Raw genomic sequence first — 22,998 nt, 5'->3', positions numbered from 1 at the left:
GTGGACAACCCCGGCCCGTGCGCGAACGGCTTCGGGTTACGGCGGAGGGCGGTCGTCATGACGGCGGTATTCGGTGTGGACATCGGCGGTTCGGGCATCAAGGGCGCCCCCGTCGACCTCGGCCGGGGCGTGCTCGCCCAGGAGCGGCACAAGGTCCTCACCCCGCGGCCCTCCGCACCGGAGGCCGTGGTCGCCGCCGTCCGGGAGGTGGTCAGGCAGTTCGACCACCGGGGCCCGGTCGGGCTGACCTTCCCCGGTGTGGTGGTGAACGGCCGGACCAGAACCGCGGCCAACGTCGACAAGGGCTGGATCGGCCTGGACGCCGCCGGCCTGTTCCGCGAGGCGCTCGACCTGCCGGCCACCGTCCTCAACGACGCCGACGCGGCCGGGTACGCCGAGCTCACCCACGGCGCCGGGCGCGACCAGGCGGGCGTGGTGCTGGTCCTCACCTTCGGCACCGGGATCGGCAGTGCCCTCTTCGTGGACGGCGTGCTGGTGCCCAACACCGAGCTGGGCCACCTGGAACTGCGCGGCAAGGACGCCGAGCGGCGCGCCTCCTCGGCGGCCAAGGAGCGGCACGGGCTGAACTGGGAGCAGTGGGCGGTCCGGGTCGACGAGTACCTCGACCTGGTGGAGATGCTGTTCTCGCCGCAGCTGATCGTGATCGGCGGAGGGGTGAGCCGCAAGCACGAGAAGTTCCTGCCGCTGCTGCGCGAGCGCGGGGCCCGGGTCGTTCCCGCGGAGCTGCGCAACGACGCGGGGATCGTCGGGGCGGCCATGGCGGCGGCGCGCGCCTGCGCCTGACCCTTCGTGCCGCCCGGCCGGTCGTGCCGACGGGGGTGGCGGTCGGCCGCCCCCGTCAGCGGGCCCGGTGGATCCGGTGCTGGGCCACGAACCTGGCGAGGACGATCACGGCCGCCAGTCCGGTGCCGGAGAACAGCCAGCCGGCCCGCAGGGCCAGGCCCGTCGCCAGCGCCACCGCCTGCGCGGTCACCCCGGAGGAGGTGACCGGGCCGAGCAGCAGCAGCGAGACGGCGAAGGCGATCGGCCCGCTGATCGGCGCGGCCAGCAGGTCGGCGAAGCGGACCCGGACGGCCAGCTGGAAGCAGACCATCAGGTAGCCGATGCCGAACAGCACCCCGAGCCCGCCGAAGGCCAGCCGGTCGAGGCCGGCCACCGCGACGGTCGCGACCAGGGCGGCCACGCCGGTGCCGACCGCGGTCAGCCGGGTCGGCCGTCCGGTGCGCCGGCGCCCGTAGAGGCGGCCGTTCGGGCGGCCGTCACCGCGGGCGCCGGTGCGCTCGGCCCCCTGTCCGTCGGTGCGCCCGCCCGCCCGTTCCCCGGTCCGGTCGCCGGGGCGCGGACCGAACGACAGGCGCAGCCGGGGCCGGGCCCCGCCGGGGCGGGCGCGGGCGGGCGTGCCGGCCACGGGGCGTAGCCGGGAGGCGGGGGCCGCGGGGTCTCCGGCCGCCCCGGCGGTCTCGGGGGCCCGCCCGGGCCCGGGGACGGCGGTCCCGGCCGCGCCGTTCGGCGGACGGCGTCTGGGCCCTGGCGGCTGGGTTCGGATGCTCTGCTCCACCCGCCCAACGTACGGTCCGACCATCGCCACACTGTGTAATGGCCCCCCGGGCCTTGATCCGTGTCTTCGAACGGAGTACTGGTGTGATCATTGCCCAACTGCTTCAGGGGGACGCGTGACCAGGGAATTCACCTTCGAACGGCTGCACCACGTCCAGCTCGACATCCCGGCCGGCGCGGAGGACGACTGCCGCGCGTTCTGGCACGGTGTGCTCGACATGACGGAGCTGGCCAAGCCCCCGGTGCTGGCCGCCCGCGGCGGCTGCTGGTTCCGGGGCGGCGGGGTCGAGGTGCACCTGGGCGTGGTGCCGGAGTTCCGGCCCTCCCGCAAGGGGCACCCGGGCATCCAGGTGCAGGCGCTGGACGCGCTCGCCGAGCGGCTGGCCGCCCATGGTCACGAGGTCGTCTGGGACGACAATCTGCCCGGCCACCGCCGCTTCCACTCCAGTGACGGCCTCGGCAACCGCCTGGAGTTCCTGGAGCCGCTACCGGCGGACGCCGACGTCTGACCGCCTGCCCGTAGACTGGGCGATCGGCCCGCACGGTGCCGACCCAACTCCTCCAAGCCCACGGGACTGCGCTTCATGTCGCTCACGATCGGAATCGTCGGCCTGCCGAACGTCGGCAAGTCGACCCTGTTCAACGCCCTGACCAAGAACGACGTGCTGGCGGCCAACTACCCGTTCGCCACCATCGAGCCGAACGTCGGCGTCGTCGGCGTCCCGGACGAGCGGCTGGCCAAGCTGGCCGAGATCTTCGGCTCGCAGCGCATCCTCCCGGCCACCGTCGACTTCGTCGACATCGCGGGCATCGTGCGCGGCGCCAGCGAGGGCGAGGGCCTGGGCAACAAGTTCCTCGCCAACATCCGCGAGTCGGACGCGATCTGCCAGGTCGTGCGCGCCTTCACCGACCCGGACGTGGTGCACGTGGACGGCAAGGTGTCGCCCAAGGACGACATCGAGACCATCCACACCGAGCTGATCCTGGCCGACCTCCAGACCATCGAGAAGGTGCTGCCCCGGCTCCAGAAGGAGGCGCGCCTGAAGAAGGACACCGCCCCCGTCCTGGCCGCCGCCGAGGCCGCGCAGGCGGTCCTGGAGACCGGCAAGACCCTCTTCGAGGCCGGCTTCGACACCGCCCCGATCCGCGAGCTGCACCTGCTGACCGCCAAGCCCTTCCTCTACGTCTTCAACGTGGACGAGGACGAGCTGGGCGACGAGGACTTCAAGAACGCCCAGCGCGAGCTGGTCGCCCCGGCCGAGGCGATCTTCCTCAACGCCAAGATCGAGTCCGAGCTGATCGAGCTGGACGACGCCGAGGCCCTGGAGCTGCTCCAGTCGATGGGCCAGGAGGAGCCCGGCCTCGCCACCCTCGCCCGCGTCGGCTTCAACACCCTCGGCCTGCAGACCTACCTCACGGCCGGTCCGAAGGAAACCCGCGCCTGGACCATCAAGAAGGGCGCCACCGCCCCCGAGGCGGCCGGTGTGATCCACACCGACTTCCAGAAGGGCTTCATCAAGGCCGAGGTCATCTCCTTCGCCGACCTGGTCGAGACCGGCTCCATCGCCGAGGCCCGCTCCAAGGGCAAGGCCCGCATCGAGGGCAAGGAGTACGTCATGCAGGACGGCGACGTGGTGGAGTTCCGCTTCAACGTCTAGTCGAACTGCGGAAAGGCCGCCTGACCTGTGACGGAGTGGGTTGGGCGGCCTTTCGGTCCGTGCGGGCGGATCGCTGCGGCGGCCGTGGCGGCGCACCGTCGTGGAGTGACAGGCGGGAGGCTCCCCGGGGATCGGCCCGGGGTGCCTCCCGTCGTGTCGCGGTCGACGACTCGCGTCGCCGGCTCAGCTCCCGTAGTGGTAGCGGCACTGGGCGATCAGGATCGAGTCGTCGGTGACCTTGTAGATCAAGCGGTGCTCGTCATTGATCCGACGTGACCAGTACCCCTGGAACCCGTGCTTGAGCGGCTCCGGTTTGCCGATTCCCTCGTTGCCATTGCGCGCGACGTCGGCAACGAGCGTGTTGATCCGTTTGAGGATCTTGCGGTCCTGGACCTGCCACCACAGGTAGTCCTCCCAGGCCCGGGAGGCGAAGGTGATCTTCACTCCGGGTCCGCCAGCTCCCGTACGACCCCTCCGCCGTTCTCCAGCTCCTCGATGGAGGCCAGGAGGCGGCGGGCGTTTGCAGGGCTGCGCAGCAGGTAGGCGGTCTCCTTGAGGGACTGGTAGTCCTCCAGCGAGACTATGACCACCGGTTCGTGCCCGGCGCGAGTGATCACGATCTCCTCGCGGTCGTCCGTGACCGCGTTCAGTACCTCGGCGTAGCGTGCGCGGGACTCCGAGTAGGTCATCGTCTTCATGGCGCGGCTCCTCCGATAGGTACAGGAAATTGTACGTCCGGGCTTCCGCGGCGACAAGGGTGCTGGCGCCGCTGCCCCGGCCTCTTTTCTGTGCCGGCCCGGACCCGGAACGCCCCCTGGGCCGGGCGGCGGGGCAGTTGAGTACGCGTACTCATGTGCGCCGGGGTGCCGCTCGGCAGACTCCGTGGCATGGAGAGCCAGCCTTCGGACCGCCCCGCACCGCCCGGTGACGGGTCGTCACGCCCCTGGGGGCCCGGCGGGGCGTCCCGCTGCCCCGACTGCGGGGCCGAGCTCGGCGAGCGGCCGCCTGCGCGGTGCCTCTCGTGCCGACTGCCGCTGCGCGGTGACCTCGCGGCGCGGCTCTGGCGGGTCGAGCAGGGCCTGGAGGCGGTCGAGGAGCGCCGGGGGCAGTTGCTGGCCCAGCGGGAGGAACTGCTCGTCGCACTCCGCGCGCTCAGGTACGCCCCGGACCCGGCGCCGGCGCCCGTGCCGGGGCCCGGGGCGGTGTGGGCCGGCCCGCAGGGCGGGCGGCAGGCCGAGGTCTCCGGGCGGTCCGCGCAGACCGCGCTGCTGGTGCTCGGCGGCGCCCTCGTGGTGGTCGCCGCGCTGGTGTTCACCGTCGTCAGCTGGGGCCACCTGGGGATCGGCGGCCGCGCCGCCGTCCTGTCCGTGCTGACCGGATGCGCCCTCGCCGTGCCGCTCCCGCTGCGTCGCAGGGGACTCGCGGCCACCGCGGAGACCTTCGCCACCATCGGACTCGTCCTGGTGCTGCTGGACTGCTACGCCCTGCGCGCCGGGGGCCTGGCCGGCGCGGGCGCCATCGGGGCGCCCGGCTACTGGGCGGCGTGCACCGCCCTGGTCGCCGCCGGTTCGGCGGTGTACGGCGGTGCTACGCGGATGCGGGCGCCGCTGGTGGCGGGCTTCCTGCTCGGCCGGCTGCCCGCACTGCTCGCCGTCCACGCGGTCGGGCTGGGCGGCCTCCTCGGCAACGCCACCGCGCTGGTCGCCACGACGGCCGCGGACTACGGGGTGCTCCGGTGGGCGTCCGCCCGCGACGGGCTGCGCGGCCGGCTCCGTCTCGACGGGCTGCTGCCGTCGGCCGGCCTGATCGCCGCGGTGTGGGGCCTGGCGGGCGGCGCGCTCGCCGTGGACGCGTCGCTGGTGGCCGCGGTGCGCCGGACGGCGGCCGCGGTGGACGGCGGGACGATGGCGCCGGTCTGGGCCTGGCTTCCGCTCGGTGTACTGGCGCTGGTGGCGCTGGCCGTGGCGCGGCCGTACCCGGGGTCCGGGATCGCCGGGCTGACGGTCGGCGCCCGGCAACTGGCGGCCGCTGTGGCCGGGGCGGCCGTCCTGGCGGCCGCGGGGGGACCGCTCGGCGCGCTCCTGCCGGTCGGCTGGTGCGGGGTCGGCTACGCGGTGCCGGCCGCGCTGCTCGCCGTCGGCGCGGGCGCGGCCGTCTCCCCGTGGGGCGGGCGGGCGTCCGGTGGGCCGGGAGCGGGTACCGCGGGCGTCGTCCCGACCGGACTGTTCCGGGCGGCGGGGCTGGTCCTGCTGGCCGGCTCGTTCCTGCCGCTCACCCAGTTGGTGCCCGCCCTCTTCGAGCCGCTCGCGCACCTCGCCACGGCCTGGACGGTCCCGGCCCCGGCCGCGCCCGCCTGGGCCTGGAAGGCCCCGGCGGCCGGGCTGACCGGCTACTGGCTGCTGACCGGGACCCTCGCCGCCCTCCGGGTGCTCGACGCCGAGGTCCTCCGGCCCGTGAAGCCCGAGCAGTCCGAGCAGGCCGAGCGGCCCGCGCAGTCCGAGCAGGCCGAGCGGCCCGGGGCACCCGGGGTCACGGCCCGGCCGGAGGGGCCGCCGGCCTGGACGGACCCGGTCCTCGCGGTGGCCGCCGTCCCCGGGCCGGCCCTGCTGCCGGTGGCGTTCGGGCTGCCGTACGGCGTGGCGGTCGGCGCCGCTGCCGCGCTCGCCGTCGTCGCCGCCGGGTACGCGGTGCTCCGCCCGGCCAGGCCGGCCGGACCGGCCGCGCTGGTGGTGGCCGCCGCCCTCGCCCTGCTCTGGGCACTCGCCGACCGCCCGGCCACGATCCTCGTGCTCGCCCTCGGCGCCGTCCTCGCCACGGCCCTGACGGTGACTCTGGCATCGACCAGGATCTCGGCCCGCATCCCGGCCCGCATCCCGGCCCGCATCCCGGCCGGGGCGGCGGGCGCCACCACGGCAGGCGGGCTGCGCCCCGACGTCACGGCGGTCTGCGCCGTGCTGGCGCTGGGCGGCGAGGCGGCGGCCGCCGGGGCGACGGCGGGGCTCGCGCTCCCCGACATCGTGCTCGCCCTGCTCGCGGTCGCCGTCGGCTCGGCCCCGGTCGCGGCCCGGATCTCACCGCGACAGGTCTCCCGGGCGGTCGAGGGCACCGGCTACCTCCTGGCCGCCGTCGCCTGCACGCTGACGGCCGGCCACCCCGAGCGGCTCGCCCTCGTCCTGACGGTGGCCGGGGTGGCCGGGCTCGGGATCGCGCTGCGCGCCGACCGCCGCCGGGCGGCCACCGTCACGGCGGTCGTCCTGCTGATCGCCGCCTCCTGGCTGCGGCTGGCGCTCTGGGACGTGCGGACGCCCGAGGCCTACAGCCTGACGGTGTCGGCAGCGGCTCTGGTGCTCGGCGTGCTCCGGCGTCGGCGTGATGCCGGTGCCAACTCCTGGGCGGCGTACGGTCCGGGGCTGGTGCTCGGGCTGGCGCCCAGCCTGGTCGCGGTCTGGGCCGACGGGCACTGGCTGCGTCCGCTGCTGCTGGGCGGTGCGGCCGCCGTGGTGACCGTGCTGGGGGTCAGGCGCCGGTTGCAGGGCCCGCTGCTGCTGGGCGGTGCGGTGTTGCTGCTCGTCGGCGTGCACGAGTTGGCGCCCACCGTCGTCCAGGTGCTCGGCCTGGTGCCGCGCTGGGTGCCGCTGGCCGCCGTCGGACTCCTGCTGCTCGCCCTGGGGGCGACGTACGAGCAGCGGCTGCGGGACGCCCGCCGCCTGCGGGCGGTGCTCGGCCGGCTGGGCTGACGGGGAACTCCCCGCCCGCGGGACGAACGGCCGGCGGGCCGGGACGGAGCAGGTGCTGCCGTCCCGGCCCGCGGGTCTCGGTGCGGAGGGTGCGGCCGGTTCAGCGGTCGCAGAGGGCGGTGGTGACGAGGCGGTTCATCGCGTCGCCGGCCGCCGCGGGCAGGGTGACGCTGGTGTTGACGGCCAGGGTGAGCTGCCGGCCTCCGCCCTTCGAGGTGAAGCTGAAGGTCGTGTAGCCGGCGACGCTGCCGGTGTGGCCGACCACGCGGCTGCCGTCGGCGCAGGCGGGGCGGGCCTCCAGGCCGAGCCCGTACGTGCGGTGGTCGTCCCGGTCGGTCTGCTGCATCTCCTGCATCGCGCGCAGCTGCTCCGGCGGCAGCAGCTCGCCGCCGAACAGGGCCCGGTAGAACCGGTTCAGGTCGGAGGTGGTGGAGACGATCCCGCCGGCCGCCCAGTAGACGGAGGGGTTGAAGGTGGTGAGGTCGACCGGTGCGGCGCCCGGTCCGGCGAGCCACTCGTAGCCGTGCAGCTGCGGGCCGGGGAGCTGGTCGGAGCCGGGCAGCGAGGTGTTCCTCAGGTGCAGCGGGTGCAGGATCCGCCGGGTGATCTCCTGGCTCAAGGGGCGGCCGGTGGTGTGCTCGACCAGCAGGCCGAGGACGAAGTAGTTGGTGTTGGAGTAGCCCCAGGAGGTGCCGGGCGCGAACTTCGGGCCGTGCTGCACGGCCAGGCCGATCAGCTGCTCCGGGGTGTAGGTGGTGTGCTGGGCGGCCTGCACGGCGCCGGGATCGGCCAGCAGCAGCTCGATGAAGTCGGTGAGCCCGGCGGTGTGGTTGAGCAGTCGGCGGACGGTGATGTGGTCGCCGTTCGGCAGCAGGCCGGGCAGGTGGCGCTCGATCGGGTCGTCCAGCCCGATCCGGCCCTCGGCCACCAGCTGGAGCACCACGGTGGAGGTGAAGCTCTTGGTCACGCTGCCGGCGCGGAACCTGTCCGAGGCCTGCGGGCGCTGCCGGTCGGCCAGGTCGGCGTAGCCGCTGACGCCCCGCCAGGTGCCGTGCTCGTCCCGGACCTCGGCGATCGCGCCGGGAGCCCCGCCGGCCACCGCCGCGTCGAGTGCCTGCTGGAGCGCGGCGCGGTCGGCGGCCCGGTCGGCAGGCCGGCCCTGCGCGACGGCGGAGCCGCCGAGCGGCGCGGCGACGGCCGGTGCGGCGGCGGGGACGAGGACGGCGGCGGCTATGAGCGCTGCGATTGCCGCGGACTTGCGGTTCATCTGGGGACCCCCCGTGGTCGTTGTCGGTACGGCACCAACGTAGGGCACCGGGGGCCGCCCGAGGATCATGAAAGGGGGAGCCGCGGGCCTGGTTTCTCCCTGATGCGGGGTCATGGTTCCGTCAGGGGCGGCCCTGATGTTCCAGGCCGGAACGGGTGGCCGTGGCGCGGATGCCGCCCGCCACCGGAGGTTCGGTGGCGGGCGGAAATCGGAATGTCATCTCTTACTTCCCTTGCGCCGTAGGCGAGTTGATCAATCCGTGTGACCATGTGGCTGGCTGCCGATCATCAACGCGGGGGCGGGCGTACGGCCGTGACCACGCCGGCGTCGTCACCCCGGCCGGTGGCCGTCCGCATCTCCACCGCCCGTCGCAGCGATGCGCGGGCGCGCACTCCGCACGATCACAGGGGGAATTCATGACTCGTCCGAACAGGCCTGCCCTGAGCCGCCGCACACTTCTGGGCGGCACCGCGGTGGCCGGGGTCGGCGCCGTTCTGGCGTCCGGCACCGCTGCGGCGGCGGACTCGGAGCGTCGGCGCAACCCGATCGACCAGGCCGCGGTCGACGCCGTCGCCGCCCGGCTCGACGGCGACCTGATCGCGCTGCGGCGCGACCTCCACCAGCACCCGGAGACGACGGGGAAGGAAACGTACACCGCGGCCGCGGTGGCCGCGCGGCTGCGCGCCGCGGGCCTCGACGTGACCACCGGGGTGGGCCGCACGGTGAAGGACGGCAAGGAGGTGCCCGGCACCGGGGTGGTCGCCGTGCTGAGGGGCGCGCGCCCCGGGCGGACGGTGGCGTACCGGGCCGACATGGACGCGGTGCCCGGCGACGGGATCGTGCCCCGGGTGCCGGGCCCTTCGGCGCCGAACCAGCCGCCGGCGCACGCCTGCGGGCACGACCTCCACACCACGGTGGGCGTCGGCGTCGCCCAGACGCTGGCGCAGCTGCGGCACCGGTTGAGCGGCACGGTCGTGTTCTTCTTCCAGCCGGGCGAGGAAGGCCTGGTGGGCGCCCGGGCGATGATCGACGACGGGGTGCTGGAGACCACCGGCGCCGAGGAGATCCACGCCCTGCACTGCGGGCCGTACCCGGTGGGGCGGTTCGCCGTGACGCCGGGCAGCGGGCTGCCGGGCCAGGACTGGGCCGCCGTCACGCTGGCCGGGCCGGACGCGACCGCGGCGGCGGGCCGGCTGAAGGCCGAGATCGGCCGGCTCGGCACGGTCGCCATGCCGCAGGGGCCCGCGGACCTGGAGAAGATGGTCGCGGACGTGCAGACGCCGGACGGGCCGCTGGCCCGGTTCGTGGTGACCGGTGGCAAGGTCAACGACCCGGATGCCGAGGGCCGGGTCAGGCTCGACGTGAAGTTCCGCTGCTGGCCGCAGGAGCGCAACGTCGAGATCCGGGAGCGGATCCGCCAGCTGGCGCAGTCGTACGCGGGGGCGGTGGTCACGTATCCGCGGGATCCGTTCCCGGCCCTGGTCTGCCCCGAGGACGACGCCAACGCCCTGGCCCGGCACCTGCGCCGGGTGCTCGGCACCGGCGGGGTGACGGTGAACCACGCCGCCTTCCCGTTCAACGGGGAGGACTACGCGCTGTTCATGGAGCGCATCCCGGGGACCTACACCTTCCTCGGGGTCCGTACGCCGGGCAGCGGGATCGAGACGAGCTACCCGCACTACGAGACGTTCACCCCGGACGAGCGGGCCATCGGCGTCGGCGTCCGGGCGATGGCCGGCTGGCTCGCCACCCGCACCCGTCGCTAGGGGCCCGTCTCCGGGCTCCCGCCCGCCCGGCGCTTGAGGCCGGGCCCCGGGAACCGCGGGGCCGGCGCCCGGCTGCCGGCCCCGCGGGCGGGCGTCAGGCGATGTGGACGGTCAGGGTGCCGTCGCCGGCGGCCGCGACGGTCACGCCCTCCAGGGTGGCGGCGTGTGCGGTCGGGTGGTGGGCGGCGGCGCGGGGGCCGATGCCGACGACGGGGATGCCGGCGGCCTTGGCGGCGGCGATGCCGGCCTCGGAGTCCTCGAAGGCGAGGCAGTCGGCGGGGGAGAGGCCGAGGGCGGCCGCGCCCTTCAGGAAGCCCTCGGGGTCGGGCTTGCCCGCGCCGACCGATTCGGCGGTGACCAGGACCGGCGGGAGCAGGAGGCCGGCGGCGGCCATCCGGACCTCGGCGAGCGGCTCGTCGGCGGAGGTGACCAGGGCGTGCGGGAGGCCGGCCAGCGCGGCGAGGAAGGCGGCGGCGCCGGGGACGGGGACGACGCCCTCGGTGTCGGCCCGCTCCTCGGCGAGCATGCGGCGGTTCTCGGCGAGGTTGACGTCGGCCGGGCGCCCGGGCAGCAGGACGGCCATGGTGGTGTGGCCCTGGCGGCCGTGGGCGATGCGGAGCACCTCGGCCGGGTCGAGGCCGTGCTCCCGGGCCCAGCGGCGCCAGCAGCGTTCGACGACGGCGTCGGAGTTGACCAGGGTGCCGTCCATGTCCAGCAGGAGGGCACGGGTGGTCATCGCTACGGCGGGGGTGGTCATCGGCACGGCGGGGGTGGCGAGCGCGGGGGTGGCGGCGGGGCCGGAGGTGGTGGCGAGCGCGGGGGTGGCGGCGGGCATGGGGCGGCTCCTCGCGGGCGGGGCCCAGAGAGTGCGAGTCTATTGTTCAACAAGGATACAAAAGATCAGCCCAGCAGGTGGGCGTTGACCGCGCGGGCCTCCGCGGCCAGCTCCGGCAGCTCCACCACCTCGACCCCGGCCGCCTCCAGCAGCGCCGTCCCCTGGGTCTCGGCGACGAAGGTGTCCGGCTCGCTCCAGGCGACCACCACGCGCGGGACGCCCGCGGCGACCAGCAGCCGGGCGCAGGGGTGCGGCCGCGAGGCGCGCTGCCCGCAGGGCTCCAGCGAGCTGTAGACGGTCGCGCCGCGCAGCCGGGGGTCGCCGGCCGGGAGCTTGGCCAGGGCCGCCTCCTCGGCGTGGTCATGCGGGTCGGTCTCCCGGCTCCAGCCCTCGGCGAGCACCTCGCCGTCCGCGCCGACGATCACCGCGCCGACCGAGAACGCGGTCGTGGACGGCGGGCAGCGGCGGGAGAGCTCGACGGCCCGCCGCAGGAAGCGGAGGTCGGACGGGTCGGTGGTCACGGGGCGGGCTCCTTCGGGGCGTACCTGAGCAGGACGACGTCGCCCACCGTACGTGCCTCCAGCAGCCGCATCCGGCGGGCCGGGCCGCCGGGGAAGGCCGCCGGGTGGACGAAGCGGGGCGCGTCCGCCTGACCGACCAGCAGCGGGGCGACGGCCAGCTGGAGTTCGTCGGCCAGCCCCTGGGCGAGGAACTGGGTGTGCACGCTGCCACCGCCCTCGACCATCAGCCGGCGCACCCCGCGGGCGCCGAGGTCGTCCAGCACCGCCCCCAGCCCGACCGCCGCGCCCAGCGCCACCACCTCGGCCAGCCCGTCCAGGGCGGGCCGCAGCACGGCGGCGCCCGCGTCCGTGGAGTAGGCGAGCCGCTCGCCGCCGGTGTGCCAGAAGCGCAGCGACCGGTCGAGGGCGCCGCTCGTGCTCAGCGTGACCTTCAGCGGGTACTCGGGCCGGCCGGCGGCGAGCCGGGCGGCCCGCCGGGCGGGGTCGTTGACCAGCAGCCGGGGGTTGTCCGCGCGCAGCGTGTTGCCGCCCACCAGGATCGCGTCGCTGGCGGCGCGCTCCTCGTCCACCCGGTCGAAGTCGGCCGGGTTGGAGAGCAGCAGCCGCTCGGGGGAGGCGTCGTCGAGGTGCCCGTCGAGTGACATCGCGGCACTCAACAGGACGAAGGGGCGGCGGCCGGGCATGGTGGAAACCGTTCTCTCGGGTGCCCGTCCACCGTACGGCCCGGCCGTGTGCGCCGGACGCGCGAGGGCTGCTGTTCGTCCGGTGGCCCGGTCCTGGAGGGGCGGCGTTCGCCGGGGGGCTCCACCCTGGTCCGGACCTCGCACCGCCCCCACGTCGAAGGGCCGTCCCCGTGTCCCGTCTCTCCCGCGGTCTGCTGCCGCTGGCCGTCGCCGTCGCCGCACTGCCGGTCCTCGCGCTGCCCGCCGGCTCCGCCGCCGCCGTGACGTACGGAACCCCCGTGATCACCCTCTCGGCCGGGTACCTCTCCGGCGCGGTCGGCGCCACCGGTGACCCGACCGTCACCGTCACCGTCTCGCAGAGCGGCGCGGCGGCCTCCGCGCTGACGGTGGCCGCCTCGGCGACCACCCGCAGCTCGGTCGCCCGGACCGGCGACGTCACCGTCACGGGCACCACGGGCACCCGCACCCTCGCGGTGGCCGCGCGGGGCGTCGGCTACACCGACCTCACCGTCAAGGTCACCGGTCTCGGTGGCAGGAGCGCGACGAAGACGCTGCACTACGCGGCCTCGCCCGCCGTCCGGTTCGCGGCCGAGAGCCGCTACCTGACCGGCTCCAGCGACGCCTCGGCGGCGGTGGACGCGGGCGGCGGCCACATCCTGGTGGCCGACGACGAGTCCAACGTGCTGCGGTTGTACGACCGGAACGCCTCGGGCGCGCCCGTCCGCACCTGGGACTTCGGCTCGGCGCTCGGCGTCTCCAAGGAGATCGACATCGAGGGCGCCACCCGGGTCGGGAACACCGTCTACTGGACCGGCTCGCTGGGCAACAACAAGGACGGCGTGGTCAAGCCCGACCGGCACACCGTCTTCGCCACCACCGTCAGCGGCTCGGGCGCGGACACGCAGCTCGCGCCGGCCGGCGCGTACACCGGCCTGCGTGACGACCTGATCGCCTGGGACCGCGCCAACGGCAACCGCTACGGCTTCGCGGCCGGCGCGGCGGACGGCCAGGTGCCCAAGCAGATCGACGGGTTCAACGTCGAGGGCCTGGAGTTCGCGCCGGGCAGCTCCACCACCGCGTACGTGGGCTTCCGCGCGCCGCTCACCCCGGCGGTCACCGGCGGCCGGGCGCTGATCGTGCCGGTCACCAACTTCTCGTCGCTGCCGGGCGGTTCGGCGCACGCCGCGTTCGGTACCCCGATCGAGCTGGACCTCGGCGGGCTCTCCGTCCGCGACCTGCGCCGCAACGCGCTCGGCCAGTACCTGATCGTGGCCGGCTCCTGGGCGGCGGACGACAACTCCGACCCGTACGCGCTCTACCGCTGGGACGGGCGGCCCGGCTCGCAGCCGGTCAAGGTGCTGGACCTGCCGACCGACGACGCGGGCGGGTGGGAGGCCGTGGTGGACGTCCCGGACCTCACCGCCCCCGGCGCCCGGGTGCAGCTGATCACCGACGACGGCTCGGCCGACCTGTACGGCGACGGCACCGCGGCCAAGGACCTCACCCACCCGGAGTGGAAGAAGTCCCGCACCACCTGGTTCACCGTCAACTAGGCGCAGGAGCAGGACGGAAGCCCCCGACCGCAGGCCGGCCGGGGGCTTCCGCGCGCTCCGGGGTGATCGAAATATGAGACGAATCTTCTCGCCATACGGGACGAGGAGTAGCGTCGGAGGCGTCGGAGAACCGAGACCGCCCCAGGGGGACGCCATGACCGGACCGCAGCCCGCCACCGCCTACACGCACGGCCACCAGGAGTCGGTGCTGCGCTCGCACCGCTCCCGCACCGCCGCCGACTCGGCCGCCTACCTGGTGCCCCGCCTGCGACCCGGGCAGGCCCTGCTGGACGTCGGCTGCGGCCCCGGCACCATCACCGCCGACCTGGCCGAACTGGTCGGCCCCACCGGGCGGGTGGTGGCCGTGGACACCTCGGCCGAGGTGCTGGAGGCGGCGGCCCGCCACGCCGCCGGGCGAGGCCTGTCCAACGTGGTCTTCGAGGTCGCCGACGCGCACGGACTGCCCTACGCGGACGGGGAGTTCGACGTGGTCCACGCCCACCAGGTGCTGCAGCACGTGGGCGATCCGGTGGCCGTGCTGCGGGAGATGCGCCGGGTGACGGCGCCGGGCGGCGTGGTCGCCGCCCGGGACGTCGACTACGCGAGCATGACGTGGTACCCGGAGGTGCCCGAACTGGACCGCTGGCTGGACCTGTACCGGCGGATCGCCCGGGCCAACGGCGGCGAGCCGGACGCCGGGCGGCGGCTGCTGTCCTGGGCCAGGGAGGCGGGCTTCGCCGAGGTCACCGCCTCGTCCAGCAACTGGACGTTCGCGACGCCCGAACGCCGGGAGTGGTGGGGCGGCCTGTGGGCCGACCGGACGGTGGACTCCAGCACGGCCGGGACGGCGGTGGCCGAGGGGCTGGCGGACCGGGCAGAGCTGGAGCGGATCGCGGGCGGCTGGCGGGAGTGGGTGAAGGCGGAGGACGGCTGGTTCGCGATGCTGCACGGGGAGGTGCTGGCGCGCGGGTAGTCCGGGGTCGGCGGCCAGGGAAAAGAACGGGAGGGTGTTCGGCAAGATCGGGTAAAGTCGCGCGTCCGTTCCCATCGCAGCGGTGTGCTCCGCCTGCGGAACGTTCGAGTCGAACTGCCGAGCTGATGCCCGTGACCGGCGGGCGGGGGAGTCCACGTGTCCAAGCCCGAGCCCGACGCGCCCGTCCCCGCGCCGGACGTTCCCGCGTCGGACGTTCCCGTGACGGATGTCCCCGAGGCCCGCGGCCCGGTGACGGACGTTCCGGTGGCGGGGGTCCCTGCCGAGGGGACCGCGGCCGCGGACGCCCCCGCGCCGGACGCCCCCGCATCGGAGGCCCCCGCACCGGAAGCCGTGCCGGCCGACCGAGTGGAGCTGACCAAGCCGCCGGCCCCGGACGCCGTCCCGGCCCCGGCCGCCGCCCCGACCGGCGGCGCGCCCGCCGAGGACGCCCCGCCCGCCGCGCCCGTGGACCCGTGGGCCGTCCCCGGCCCCACCGCGGCCGGTGCGCCCGCCGGCGCCCCGGTGCCCCCGGGACCCCCGGCCTTCGGGCCGCCCGCCGGGCCTCCGCCCGCGGGTACGGGCTGGGCCGCCGTCCCGCCCGGCTCGATGTCCGGTTTCCAGCCCGGCCACCCCTACCCGCCGACCTCCGAGGCCACCAACGGCTTCGCCGTCGCCTCGCTGATCACCGGCCTGCTCTGCATGTGGCCGCTGGCCATCGCCTTCGGCATCGTCGCGTTGGTCCAGATCCACAAGCGCAACGAGCGCGGCCGCGGCATGGCCGTGACCGGCTTGGTCTTCGGCTCCCTCGGGGCGCTCGCCGTCCTGTTCGGCGTCATCGCCGTGCTCGTCACCGGCGTCGAGGCGAGCGACGACGCCGGCCGGCCGGCCCGCACCCCGAAGGCGCCGGCGGGTTCCGTGCTCTGGTCCTCGCTCAAGTCCGGCGACTGCTACAACCCGCCGGGGGACCAGGCCGGCTCCGACCCCGGGGAGGCCGACCAGACGGTCTTCTGGGTGATGAAGGTGCCGTGCATGCTCCCGCACCACGGCGAGGTGGCCGGCACCACCCGGATCCCGGAGAGCGACGGTCCGGCCTACCCGGGCGAGACCCACGTCCGCGACCGGGCCGCCACGCTCTGCGGCCCGGTGCTCGACGAGTACGCCCTCGACTACTGGGCCGTGCCGGACGGCATGGACGAGGTCTACCTCTACCCGAGCCGCGCCAACTGGAAGTCCGGCGAGCGCTACGTCACCTGCACCTACGAGGACCGCGACGCCCAGCACCGCGGCAGCGTCCGGACCGACCGCGCCGTCCTGAACCCGGCCCAGCTCGCCTACCTGGAGGCCGCCCGGGCCTTCAACAGCGCGTACTGGAACGAGCCGCAGACCGAGATCGCCGAGTCGCACGCCGAGTACGCGGCGTGGGCCCGGCAGATGGCGGACGCCTCCCGCAAGGAGGCCGAGGACCTCTCCAAGGGGTCGACGGTCTGGCCGGAGGGCGCCAAGGCCAAGGTGGCCGAGCTGGCGGCCGCCCAGCGGGAGGCCGCCACAGCCTGGGACACCGCGGCCAGGTCGGCCGACGACACCGCGCTCGAACGCGAGGTGCGGCGGGCGAAGACGCTGGTGACCAAGTCGGCCAAGCTGACCGTCGAGATCCGCCGCAGCCTCGGCCTCTCGACCGGCGAGCAGGTCGGCGAGATCCAGACCTGACCACCTGTCCGGCCCGACCGGGCCCGGTGCGGGGCCGGTGCCCGCGGTCACGTCTTACCGGCCGTTAACAGGGACCGTACCTGCCGGTAGCGGGCCGGGCGTAGCGTCCGGTGGACGCCGCCCCCGGCCCGACCCCCACGCGGGCCGGGGGCGTTCGCGGCCACCCGCCGGATACCCCCTACGCTCGCAGGCATGGACACCTTTCGGGTGATGCGGCAGGACGACAACGGCAACCGCTTCCTGGTCGCCGGGGGGCTGGACCGGGCCGGGGCCGAGCGGCTGGCCGCCGAGTTCGAGGCGCGCGGCCACAAGCAGCTGTACTGGGTGGAGGGCGGGGCGCCCGGGGGTTCTATGGTCGGGGCCATGGAAAATCGGATCGTCGTCGGCGGCGCGCTCGTCCACCGTGGCCGGGTGCTGGCCGCCCGTCGCAGTGCACCGGCCGAGGTGGCGGGGCGCTGGGAGTTCCCGGGCGGCAAGGCCGAGCCCGGCGAGACCGAGGAGCAGGCGCTGGAGCGGGAGCTGCTGGAGGAACTGGGCGTCCGGGCACGGGCGGTGGAGCGGCTGCCCGGTGCGTGGCTGGTGCGACCGGGCCTGGAGCTGCACATCTGGGGGGCCGAGCTGCTCTCGGGCGACCCCCGGCCGCTGGAGGACCACGACGAGCTGCGCTGGCTCGGCCCGCAGGAGCTGGACGACGTCGACTGGCTGGACCACGACCGGGCCGTCCTCCCGGACGTCGCCCGGCTGCTCGACGCGGCGCACACCACCCCCTGACCGTCACACCGCCCGCCCCCTGACCGTCGTACCGCCCCCTGGCCCGCGCCCTTGTGCCACCCGTCCGCACCCGCGGACCCGGGAGGCGGAACAGTCGCGGCCGCGACGCGCAATACGCCAGGTAGGTCAATCGGAAAAGCCGATCCAGAAGCCGGGATAGCCTGGGTTCTGCTGGGTATGTCACTTTTCGGCACTATTCGTCACCATCGGTGAGCCGCCCCCAGCCGGCGCCGCCGATCCCGACCAGAGCCGGAGGCCCCGTCGGTGTCGAGTACCGGTAACGGCGGCGGGGGAGCGCGACGCGCGGGCAGCGGGGGGAGCGCAGCCGCCCGCGCCCGGCTGCGCCGCGGCCCGCGCCCGGCCCAGCCGCCGCAGCCGCCGGCCGGCCGTCGCCGCGGGGAGGCCCCCGATGCCCCGCCGCCGGACCAGGCCGCGCCGCCCCTGGTGGTCGTCGACGCGGTCCCGCCGGTGGGCATCCGCAGCCGCCCCGGCCGGCCCTTCCCCGGCGGCCCCGGCCCGGAGCCGGGCGGCCCCGGCGACCACAACGAGGGCAACCTGCTCGACGTGGTCAAGGTCGCCATCGCGATCCTCGACACCGCGGGCCGGGTGGTCCTCTGGAGCCCGGCCGCCGAGGAGCTGCTCGGCTGGCCGAGCGAGCTGCTGGTCGGCCGCCGGATCGACGAGCTGATCCCGGACGAGGAGCAGGTCGGCCGGATCCGCGCGGCGATCCAGGACACCCTGCGGCACGGCCGCTGGGCCGGTCCCGCCGAACTGCGGGACCGCGACGGCGCACCCGTCGCCCTCGACGCCCGGATCTCCCTGCTGGTGGACGGCGACGGCACCCCGTTCCTCCAGGTCAACCTGGCCGAGGCGGGCGCCGTCCGGGCCGTCGAGCGGGACCTCGCCGTCCGCGACGCGCTGTTCGAGCAGTCCCCGCTGGGCATCGCCATCCTCGACACCGACCTGCGCTACACCGCTGTGAACCAGACCCTGGCCGAGATGAACGGCATGGCCACCGAGGACCACGTGGGCCTCACCACCGGCGAGACCCTTCCCGAGCGGGCCGCCGACGAGATCACCGCGATCCAGCGCCAGGTGCTGGCCACCGGCGAGCCGGTCATCGACGTCACCCTCGCCTCGCCGGTCACCGCCCGCTCCGGCTACCGCTCGATCTCCTACAGCCGGATGACCGACCGGGCCGGCCGGGTGCTCGGGATCTCGGGCACCGTGATGGACGTGACCGAGCGCTACCGGGCGGTGGCCAAGGTCGAGCACGCCCGGCGCAGGCTCTCGCTGCTGAACGAGTTCGGCTCCCGGGTAGGCGACCTCCTGGACGCCTCCCGGATCGCCCAGGAGCTGGCCGGCGCCGTCGTCCCCCGGCTCACCGACCACTCCGCGGTGATCCTGCTCCAGGCCGTCGCGCACGGCGACGACCTGCCCCGGCACGGCCACGACCGGCGCACCTCGCTGCTCCAGCTGGGCACCGCCTCCGTCCAGGACGGCCCCGAGGTCGAGGTCATGCTGCGCCGCGGCGCCCGGATCACCTTCGCCGAGGACTCCGCCTGCGGCCGGGTGCTGCGCACGGGCGTCCCGGAGCTGCTCTCCGGCGCCGACCAGCTGGACGACGTCACCTACCCGGGCGACCCCAAGATGCAGGCCGCCCACGACCTGGGCGTCCACTCGATGCTGGTGGTGCCGCTGCGCGCCCGCGGCATCGTGATCGGCCTGCTGCTGGTCAGCCGGGCCGGCTACCGCGAGGGCTTCGACCGCGACGACCTCGCCTTCACCGTCGAGCTGGCCGACCGGGCCGGCAGCTCGCTGGACAACGCCCGGCTCTACGCCCGCGAGCGGACCGCCGCACTGACCCTGCAGCGCACCCTGCTCCCGCAGCAGGTCCCGCAGCCGACCGGCGTGGAGGTCGCCTACCGGTACGTGCCCGGCAGCAGTGGCACCGAGGTCGGCGGCGACTGGTTCGACGTCATCCCGCTGCCCGGGGACCGCACCGCGCTGGTGGTCGGCGACGTGATGGGGCACGGCCTGCGGGCCGCCGCCACGATGGGCCGGCTGCGGACCGCCGTGCGCGTCCTGGCCGCCCTGGACCTGCCGCCGGACGTGCTGCTGCGGCACGTCCACGAGCTGGCCGACGACCTCGCCCAGGGGCCGGACGAGGCCCTGCTGGCGACCTGCGTCTACGCGGTGTTCGACCCGGCCACGGCCCGGCTGACGGTCGCCAAGGCCGGCCACATCCCACCCGTGCTGATCGTGCCGGGCGAGGGGGCCGAGGAGCCGACCCGCAACGGCGGCCCGCTGCCCGGTGGTGCCGGGCGGATCCTCGACCTGCCCTCCGGCGCCCCGCTCGGCGTCGGCGGCGTCCCGTTCGAGGCGGTCGAACTGAAGATCCCCGAGGGCAGCCTGCTCGCCCTCTGCACGGACGGCCTGGTGGAGTCCCGGGACAAGGACCTCGACGTCGGCCTCGGCCGCCTGGTCACCGTCCTCCAGCAGCCCCACGCCTCGATCCAGGCCGCCTGCGAGGCGGTGCTGGACACCATGGAGCAGGGCCGCGAGCCGGACGACGTCGCGCTGCTGCTGGCCAGGCTCGGCCACGGCCAGGCCGGCACCCCGACGGCCGGCTGGACGCTGCCCGCGGAGCCGACAGCCGTTTCCCGGGCCCGCCGGCTGGTCCGCGCGACGCTCGCCGAGTGGGGCGTCGAGGCGCTGACCGACACCGCGGAGCTGCTGGTCAGCGAGCTGGTCACCAACTCGGTCCGCTATGCGAGCGCACCCATCGGCGTACGGTTGACGCTGGGCGAGACGCTGGTGGTCGAGATCTCGGACCCGCTGCCCGACCCGCCCCGCGAACGCCACGCGGCCGAGGCCGACGAGGGCGGCCGGGGCCTGGAACTCGTCCGCCGGCTCGCGCTGCGCTGGGGCGCCCGGGCGGAGGGCATGGGCAAGGTCGTCTGGTTCGAGCAGCCGCTGCCGGGTAATGAGCCCGACGAGCCGTGAGCGAACACGGCGAGCCAACCGTCAAGAGGCGCGCGCGGGCGGACGCCCTGCGCCGGGCGCAGCGGGGCGGGTGGCCGGGGCCGAGCAGGACGCGAGTAGAACGGAGCCGCATATGCCAACGGGAGGCCAGGGGGAGCGCGCGCTCCGGCAGGGGGCGCGAGCGTGGCATTGTGGTTGCGCGGGCGGTAGGACAAAAACCTTCGCCCGATCTGATGTTGTGATGTTGAGGGCGTGTGAACGTACCCCTCGATGATGAATACTCGGTCTTCTCGGCATCCGGACGGTCGCGGGTTTGGAGGGGTCGGTCCGTTGAACAGCACCCCGGCGCGTAGTGCGCCGAGCAGCAGCGGTCATGCCGCTGTGCCCGGGCAGGCCGGTTCCCCACACCTGCCCGCCCCGGCGGCCCCCCAGGCCGCACCCCCCGGGCAGGGCCAGGCCGCCCGCCCGGCGGCCGGCACCGGCCAGTGGGGCGCCGGGGACCCGGGCTCGATCTACGACTACATCCGGGTCGCCACCTTCGCGATCGGCCCGGACGGCCGGATCAGCCAGTGGAGCGACCGCGCCGCCGAGTTCTTCGGCCTGCCCGCCATCGAGGCGGTCGGCTCGGACCCGATCACCACCTTCGTGCCGCGCGAGCTCTGGCAGCGCGGCCGCGCCCGGCTGGAACGCACCCTGGCCGGCGAGGAGTGGGTCGGCACCGTGCCCTACCGTGACGCCACCGGCGGCGAGGGCCTCGCCGAGCTCTACCTGATGCCCGACACCGCGCTGCCCACCGCGGGCGCCACCTGTCTCGCCGTCGACCTCGGCCGGCTGCGCCGGATCGAGACCGACCTCGCGGCCTCCGAGGCCGTCTTCGGCCAGACGCCCACCGGCTTCATCCTCTTCGACGACCGGCTCCGGCTCCAGCGCGTCAACGACGCCTTCGCCTCCGGGATGGGCCTCGCCCCCACCGACCTCGAAGGCCTCACCGCGCACGACCTCTTCCCCAACTCCGAGGCCGACCGGCTCACCGCCGCGCTGCGCAAGGTGCTCGCCACCGGCCAGCCCGTCTTCGACCTGCGCTTCCACTCGGCCGTCCCCACCCGCGAGGGCAACCGGCTCTGGGCCGTCTCGCTCTACCGGCTCGACGGCTCGGCCGGCCGGCCGATGGGCGTCGCCGGGCAGGTCTCCGACGTCACCAGCCGGCACGTGGCCGAGCGCGAGGCCGACGGCGTGCGCCGCAACCTGGCGCTGCTCAACGAGGCCAGCGCCCACATCGGCTCCACGCTCGACCTGGAGACCACCGCCAAGGAGCTGCTGGACGTCGTCGTCCCGCCGTTCTGCGACCTCGCCACCGTCGACCTCTACACCGCGCTGCTCTCCGGCGAGACCGTCCCCAGCGCCGGCCGCTACGGCGACGGCGTGCTCACCGACGGCAGCGGCGAACTGCGCCGGGTCGCCGTCTCCAGCGTGGTCGGCGGCGCCTCCTCGGTGCTCGGCTCGGTCACCGGCCTGCCGATCGCCGAGGCCGGCGGCACCCTCTGCTACCCGCGCCGCTCCCCGCACGCGCGGGCGCTGCGCACCGGCCGCAGCGTCGTCCCCGAGCCCGGGCCCGACCCGCTGCTGCGCTCCACGCTGATCGTCCCGCTGGTCGCCCGCGACCAGGTGCTCGGTCTGGTCCAGCTCTCCCGGGCGATCGGCAGCGAGCCCTTCGACGCCCGCGACGTCGCCATCGCCGAGGAGCTGGTCGCCCGGGCCGCCGTCTGCATCGACAACGCCCGGCTCTACCGCCGCGAGCACGAGCGCGCCCTGATCCTCCAGCGCAGCCTGCTGCCCCCGGGCAACCCGGCCGCCAGCGGCCTGGAGATCGCCTGCCGCTACCTCCCCAGCAACAACAACACCGAGGTCGGCGGCGACTGGTTCGACGTCATCCCGCTGCCCGGCAACCGCACCGCCCTGGTCATCGGCGACGTGATGGGCCGCGGCCTGCGCGCCGCCGTCGCCATGGGCCAGCTGCGCACCGCCGTCCGCACCCTGGCCATGCTCGACCTCGACCCCGCCGAGGTGCTCACCGCCCTCGACGAGATCGCCCGCGGCCTCGGCGACGACACCGCGCCCGCGGCGCCGCCCGCCCCGTACGGGCGGCTCACCTCGACCGCCGACGAGGAGGCCCGCGAGGTCTACCTCGCGACCTGCGTCTACGCGGTGTACGACGCCGTCACCCGCCGCTGCACCTTCGCCAACGCCGGCCACCTGCCGCCCGTCCTGCTCAGCCCCGGCGAACCCGCCCGGATGCTCGACGTGCCGCCCGGCCTGCCGCTCGGTGTGGGCGGCGAGCCGTTCGAGGAGGTCGAGCTGACCCTGCCGGACGGCGCCGTGCTCGGCCTCTACACCGACGGCCTGGTGGAGAGCCGCAAGCACCAGCTCGACGAGGGCCTGCGCGCCTTCCGCACCGCGCTGTCGGCCGACGGCAAGGGCCTGGAGGACCTCTGCGACCACGTCCTCGGCGAGCTCAACCCGCACCACGGCGAGGACGACATCGCCCTGCTGATGGCCAAGGTGCACGCCTTCCCCGAGGACGCCGTCGGCCAGTGGTTCCTGCCGCCCGAGCCCACCTCCGTCGCCAAGGCCCGCGAGAAGGCCTGCAGCTGGCTGCTGGCGCGCGGCCTGGACGAGCTGGTGGACACCACCGAGCTGCTGGTCAGCGAGCTGGTCACCAACGCGCTGCGGCACGGCAGGGGCGAGATCCGGCTCCGGCTGCTGCGCGACAGCTCCATGGTCTGCGAGGTCTGGGACGACGGCTACGCCCAGCCGCGCCAGCGGCGTGCCCAGGAGACCGACGAGGGCGGACGCGGGCTCCAGCTGGTCAGCCTGCTGGCCGAGCGCTGGGGCAGCAGGCGTACGCCCAAGGGCAAGATCGTCTGGTTCGAGCTGTCGCTCTGACCCGGACGGGCTGTCGGCCGT

The 22,998-nt window shown here is 75.3% G+C and carries 16 protein-coding genes and 1 pseudogene; 11 read left to right on the top strand and 6 right to left on the bottom strand.

Going from position 1 to position 22,998, the window contains the following annotated elements; translation table 11 throughout:
• The first annotated feature begins 57 nt into the window (after nucleotides 1-57).
• Nucleotides 58-804, top strand: a complete 747-nt coding sequence (ppgK, locus tag C2142_RS14950) for a polyphosphate--glucose phosphotransferase (RefSeq protein WP_148643096.1) — start codon at nucleotides 58-60, stop codon at nucleotides 802-804.
• Nucleotides 805-859: 55 nt separating this feature from the next.
• Here the strand turns inward: ppgK and C2142_RS14945 are convergent, their stop codons facing one another.
• The gene (locus C2142_RS14945; protein ID WP_148643095.1) at nucleotides 860-1,429 is read right to left on the bottom strand and encodes a DUF6542 domain-containing protein; all 570 of its coding nucleotides are present in this window, start codon (nucleotides 1,427-1,429) and stop codon (nucleotides 860-862) included.
• 265 nt (nucleotides 1,430-1,694) lie between these two features.
• Between C2142_RS14945 and C2142_RS14940 the strand changes: the two genes are divergently transcribed.
• Nucleotides 1,695-2,087 carry a glyoxalase gene (locus tag C2142_RS14940; RefSeq protein ID WP_148643094.1) on the top strand — a complete coding sequence of 131 codons (393 nt, stop codon included), beginning with the start codon at nucleotides 1,695-1,697 and terminating at the stop codon, nucleotides 2,085-2,087.
• A 75-nt stretch (nucleotides 2,088-2,162) separates the two neighbouring features.
• Nucleotides 2,163-3,236, top strand: coding sequence for a redox-regulated ATPase YchF (gene ychF, locus C2142_RS14935; protein ID WP_148643093.1), 1,074 nt, complete (start codon nucleotides 2,163-2,165; stop codon nucleotides 3,234-3,236).
• Nucleotides 3,237-3,419: 183 nt separating this feature from the next.
• Here ychF and C2142_RS14930 read toward each other — a convergent pair whose 3' ends face one another.
• Together C2142_RS14930 and C2142_RS14925 are read right to left on the bottom strand one after the other, a co-directional pair.
• Nucleotides 3,420-3,680, bottom strand: a complete 261-nt coding sequence (locus C2142_RS14930; protein WP_148643092.1) for a Txe/YoeB family addiction module toxin — start codon at nucleotides 3,678-3,680, stop codon at nucleotides 3,420-3,422.
• A complete protein-coding gene (locus C2142_RS14925; RefSeq protein ID WP_148643091.1) occupies nucleotides 3,677-3,934 on the bottom strand; it encodes a type II toxin-antitoxin system prevent-host-death family antitoxin in 258 nt (85 codons plus the stop codon). The genes C2142_RS14930 and C2142_RS14925 overlap by 4 nt, the downstream gene beginning before the upstream one ends.
• 189 nt (nucleotides 3,935-4,123) lie before the next feature.
• Here C2142_RS14925 and C2142_RS14920 point away from each other — a divergent pair, with 189 nt between their 5' ends.
• Nucleotides 4,124-6,973 (top strand): hypothetical protein, encoded by a 2,850-nt coding sequence (locus C2142_RS14920; protein ID WP_148643090.1) that lies wholly within the window; start codon nucleotides 4,124-4,126, stop codon nucleotides 6,971-6,973.
• 100 nt (nucleotides 6,974-7,073) lie between these two features.
• Here the strand turns inward: C2142_RS14920 and C2142_RS14915 are convergent, their stop codons facing one another.
• The gene (locus C2142_RS14915; RefSeq protein WP_162002474.1) at nucleotides 7,074-8,240 is read right to left on the bottom strand and encodes a serine hydrolase domain-containing protein; all 1,167 of its coding nucleotides are present in this window, start codon (nucleotides 8,238-8,240) and stop codon (nucleotides 7,074-7,076) included.
• Between the two features lie 416 nt (nucleotides 8,241-8,656).
• Between C2142_RS14915 and C2142_RS14910 the strand changes: the two genes are divergently transcribed.
• Nucleotides 8,657-10,006 (top strand): amidohydrolase, encoded by a 1,350-nt coding sequence (locus C2142_RS14910; protein WP_148643088.1) that lies wholly within the window; start codon nucleotides 8,657-8,659, stop codon nucleotides 10,004-10,006.
• A gap of 94 nt (nucleotides 10,007-10,100) precedes the next feature.
• Here C2142_RS14910 and C2142_RS14905 read toward each other — a convergent pair whose 3' ends face one another.
• Together C2142_RS14905 and C2142_RS39820 are read right to left on the bottom strand one after the other, a co-directional pair.
• Nucleotides 10,101-10,763, bottom strand: coding sequence for an HAD-IA family hydrolase (locus tag C2142_RS14905; RefSeq protein ID WP_148644796.1), 663 nt, complete (start codon nucleotides 10,761-10,763; stop codon nucleotides 10,101-10,103).
• A 143-nt stretch (nucleotides 10,764-10,906) separates the two neighbouring features.
• Nucleotides 10,907-12,045, bottom strand: a pseudogene (locus tag C2142_RS39820) (dihydrofolate reductase family protein).
• 200 nt (nucleotides 12,046-12,245) lie between these two features.
• Between C2142_RS39820 and C2142_RS14890 the strand changes: the two are divergent.
• From C2142_RS14890 to C2142_RS14865, 6 genes are all read left to right on the top strand, one after another.
• Nucleotides 12,246-13,598, top strand: coding sequence for a hypothetical protein (locus C2142_RS14890; protein WP_174315703.1), 1,353 nt, complete (start codon nucleotides 12,246-12,248; stop codon nucleotides 13,596-13,598).
• A gap of 154 nt (nucleotides 13,599-13,752) precedes the next feature.
• Nucleotides 13,753-14,571 (top strand): methyltransferase domain-containing protein, encoded by an 819-nt coding sequence (locus tag C2142_RS14885; RefSeq protein ID WP_148643084.1) that lies wholly within the window; start codon nucleotides 13,753-13,755, stop codon nucleotides 14,569-14,571.
• Between the two features lie 156 nt (nucleotides 14,572-14,727).
• Complete coding sequence (locus C2142_RS14880) at nucleotides 14,728-16,278, top strand: DUF4190 domain-containing protein (protein WP_148643083.1); 1,551 nt, start codon at nucleotides 14,728-14,730, stop codon at nucleotides 16,276-16,278.
• A gap of 363 nt (nucleotides 16,279-16,641) precedes the next feature.
• Nucleotides 16,642-17,049 carry an NUDIX domain-containing protein gene (locus tag C2142_RS14875; RefSeq protein WP_148644795.1) on the top strand — a complete coding sequence of 136 codons (408 nt, stop codon included), beginning with the start codon at nucleotides 16,642-16,644 and terminating at the stop codon, nucleotides 17,047-17,049.
• Nucleotides 17,050-17,313: 264 nt separating this feature from the next.
• Nucleotides 17,314-20,055: a SpoIIE family protein phosphatase gene (locus C2142_RS14870; protein ID WP_241002587.1), complete on the top strand. Its 2,742-nt coding sequence runs from the start codon at nucleotides 17,314-17,316 to the stop codon at nucleotides 20,053-20,055.
• A gap of 489 nt (nucleotides 20,056-20,544) precedes the next feature.
• On the top strand, nucleotides 20,545-22,977 hold the full coding sequence (locus tag C2142_RS14865; RefSeq protein WP_241003200.1) for a SpoIIE family protein phosphatase: 2,433 nt from the start codon (nucleotides 20,545-20,547) through the stop codon (nucleotides 22,975-22,977).
• Nucleotides 22,978-22,998: the final 21 nt, after the last annotated feature.

The sequence above is a fragment of the Streptomyces sp. CB01881 genome (assembly GCF_002953255.1).
Lineage (GTDB): Bacteria > Actinomycetota > Actinomycetes > Streptomycetales > Streptomycetaceae > Kitasatospora.
Note: the sequence above shows the minus strand (reverse complement) of the source record. Positions and strands in the feature narration are given on the sequence as shown.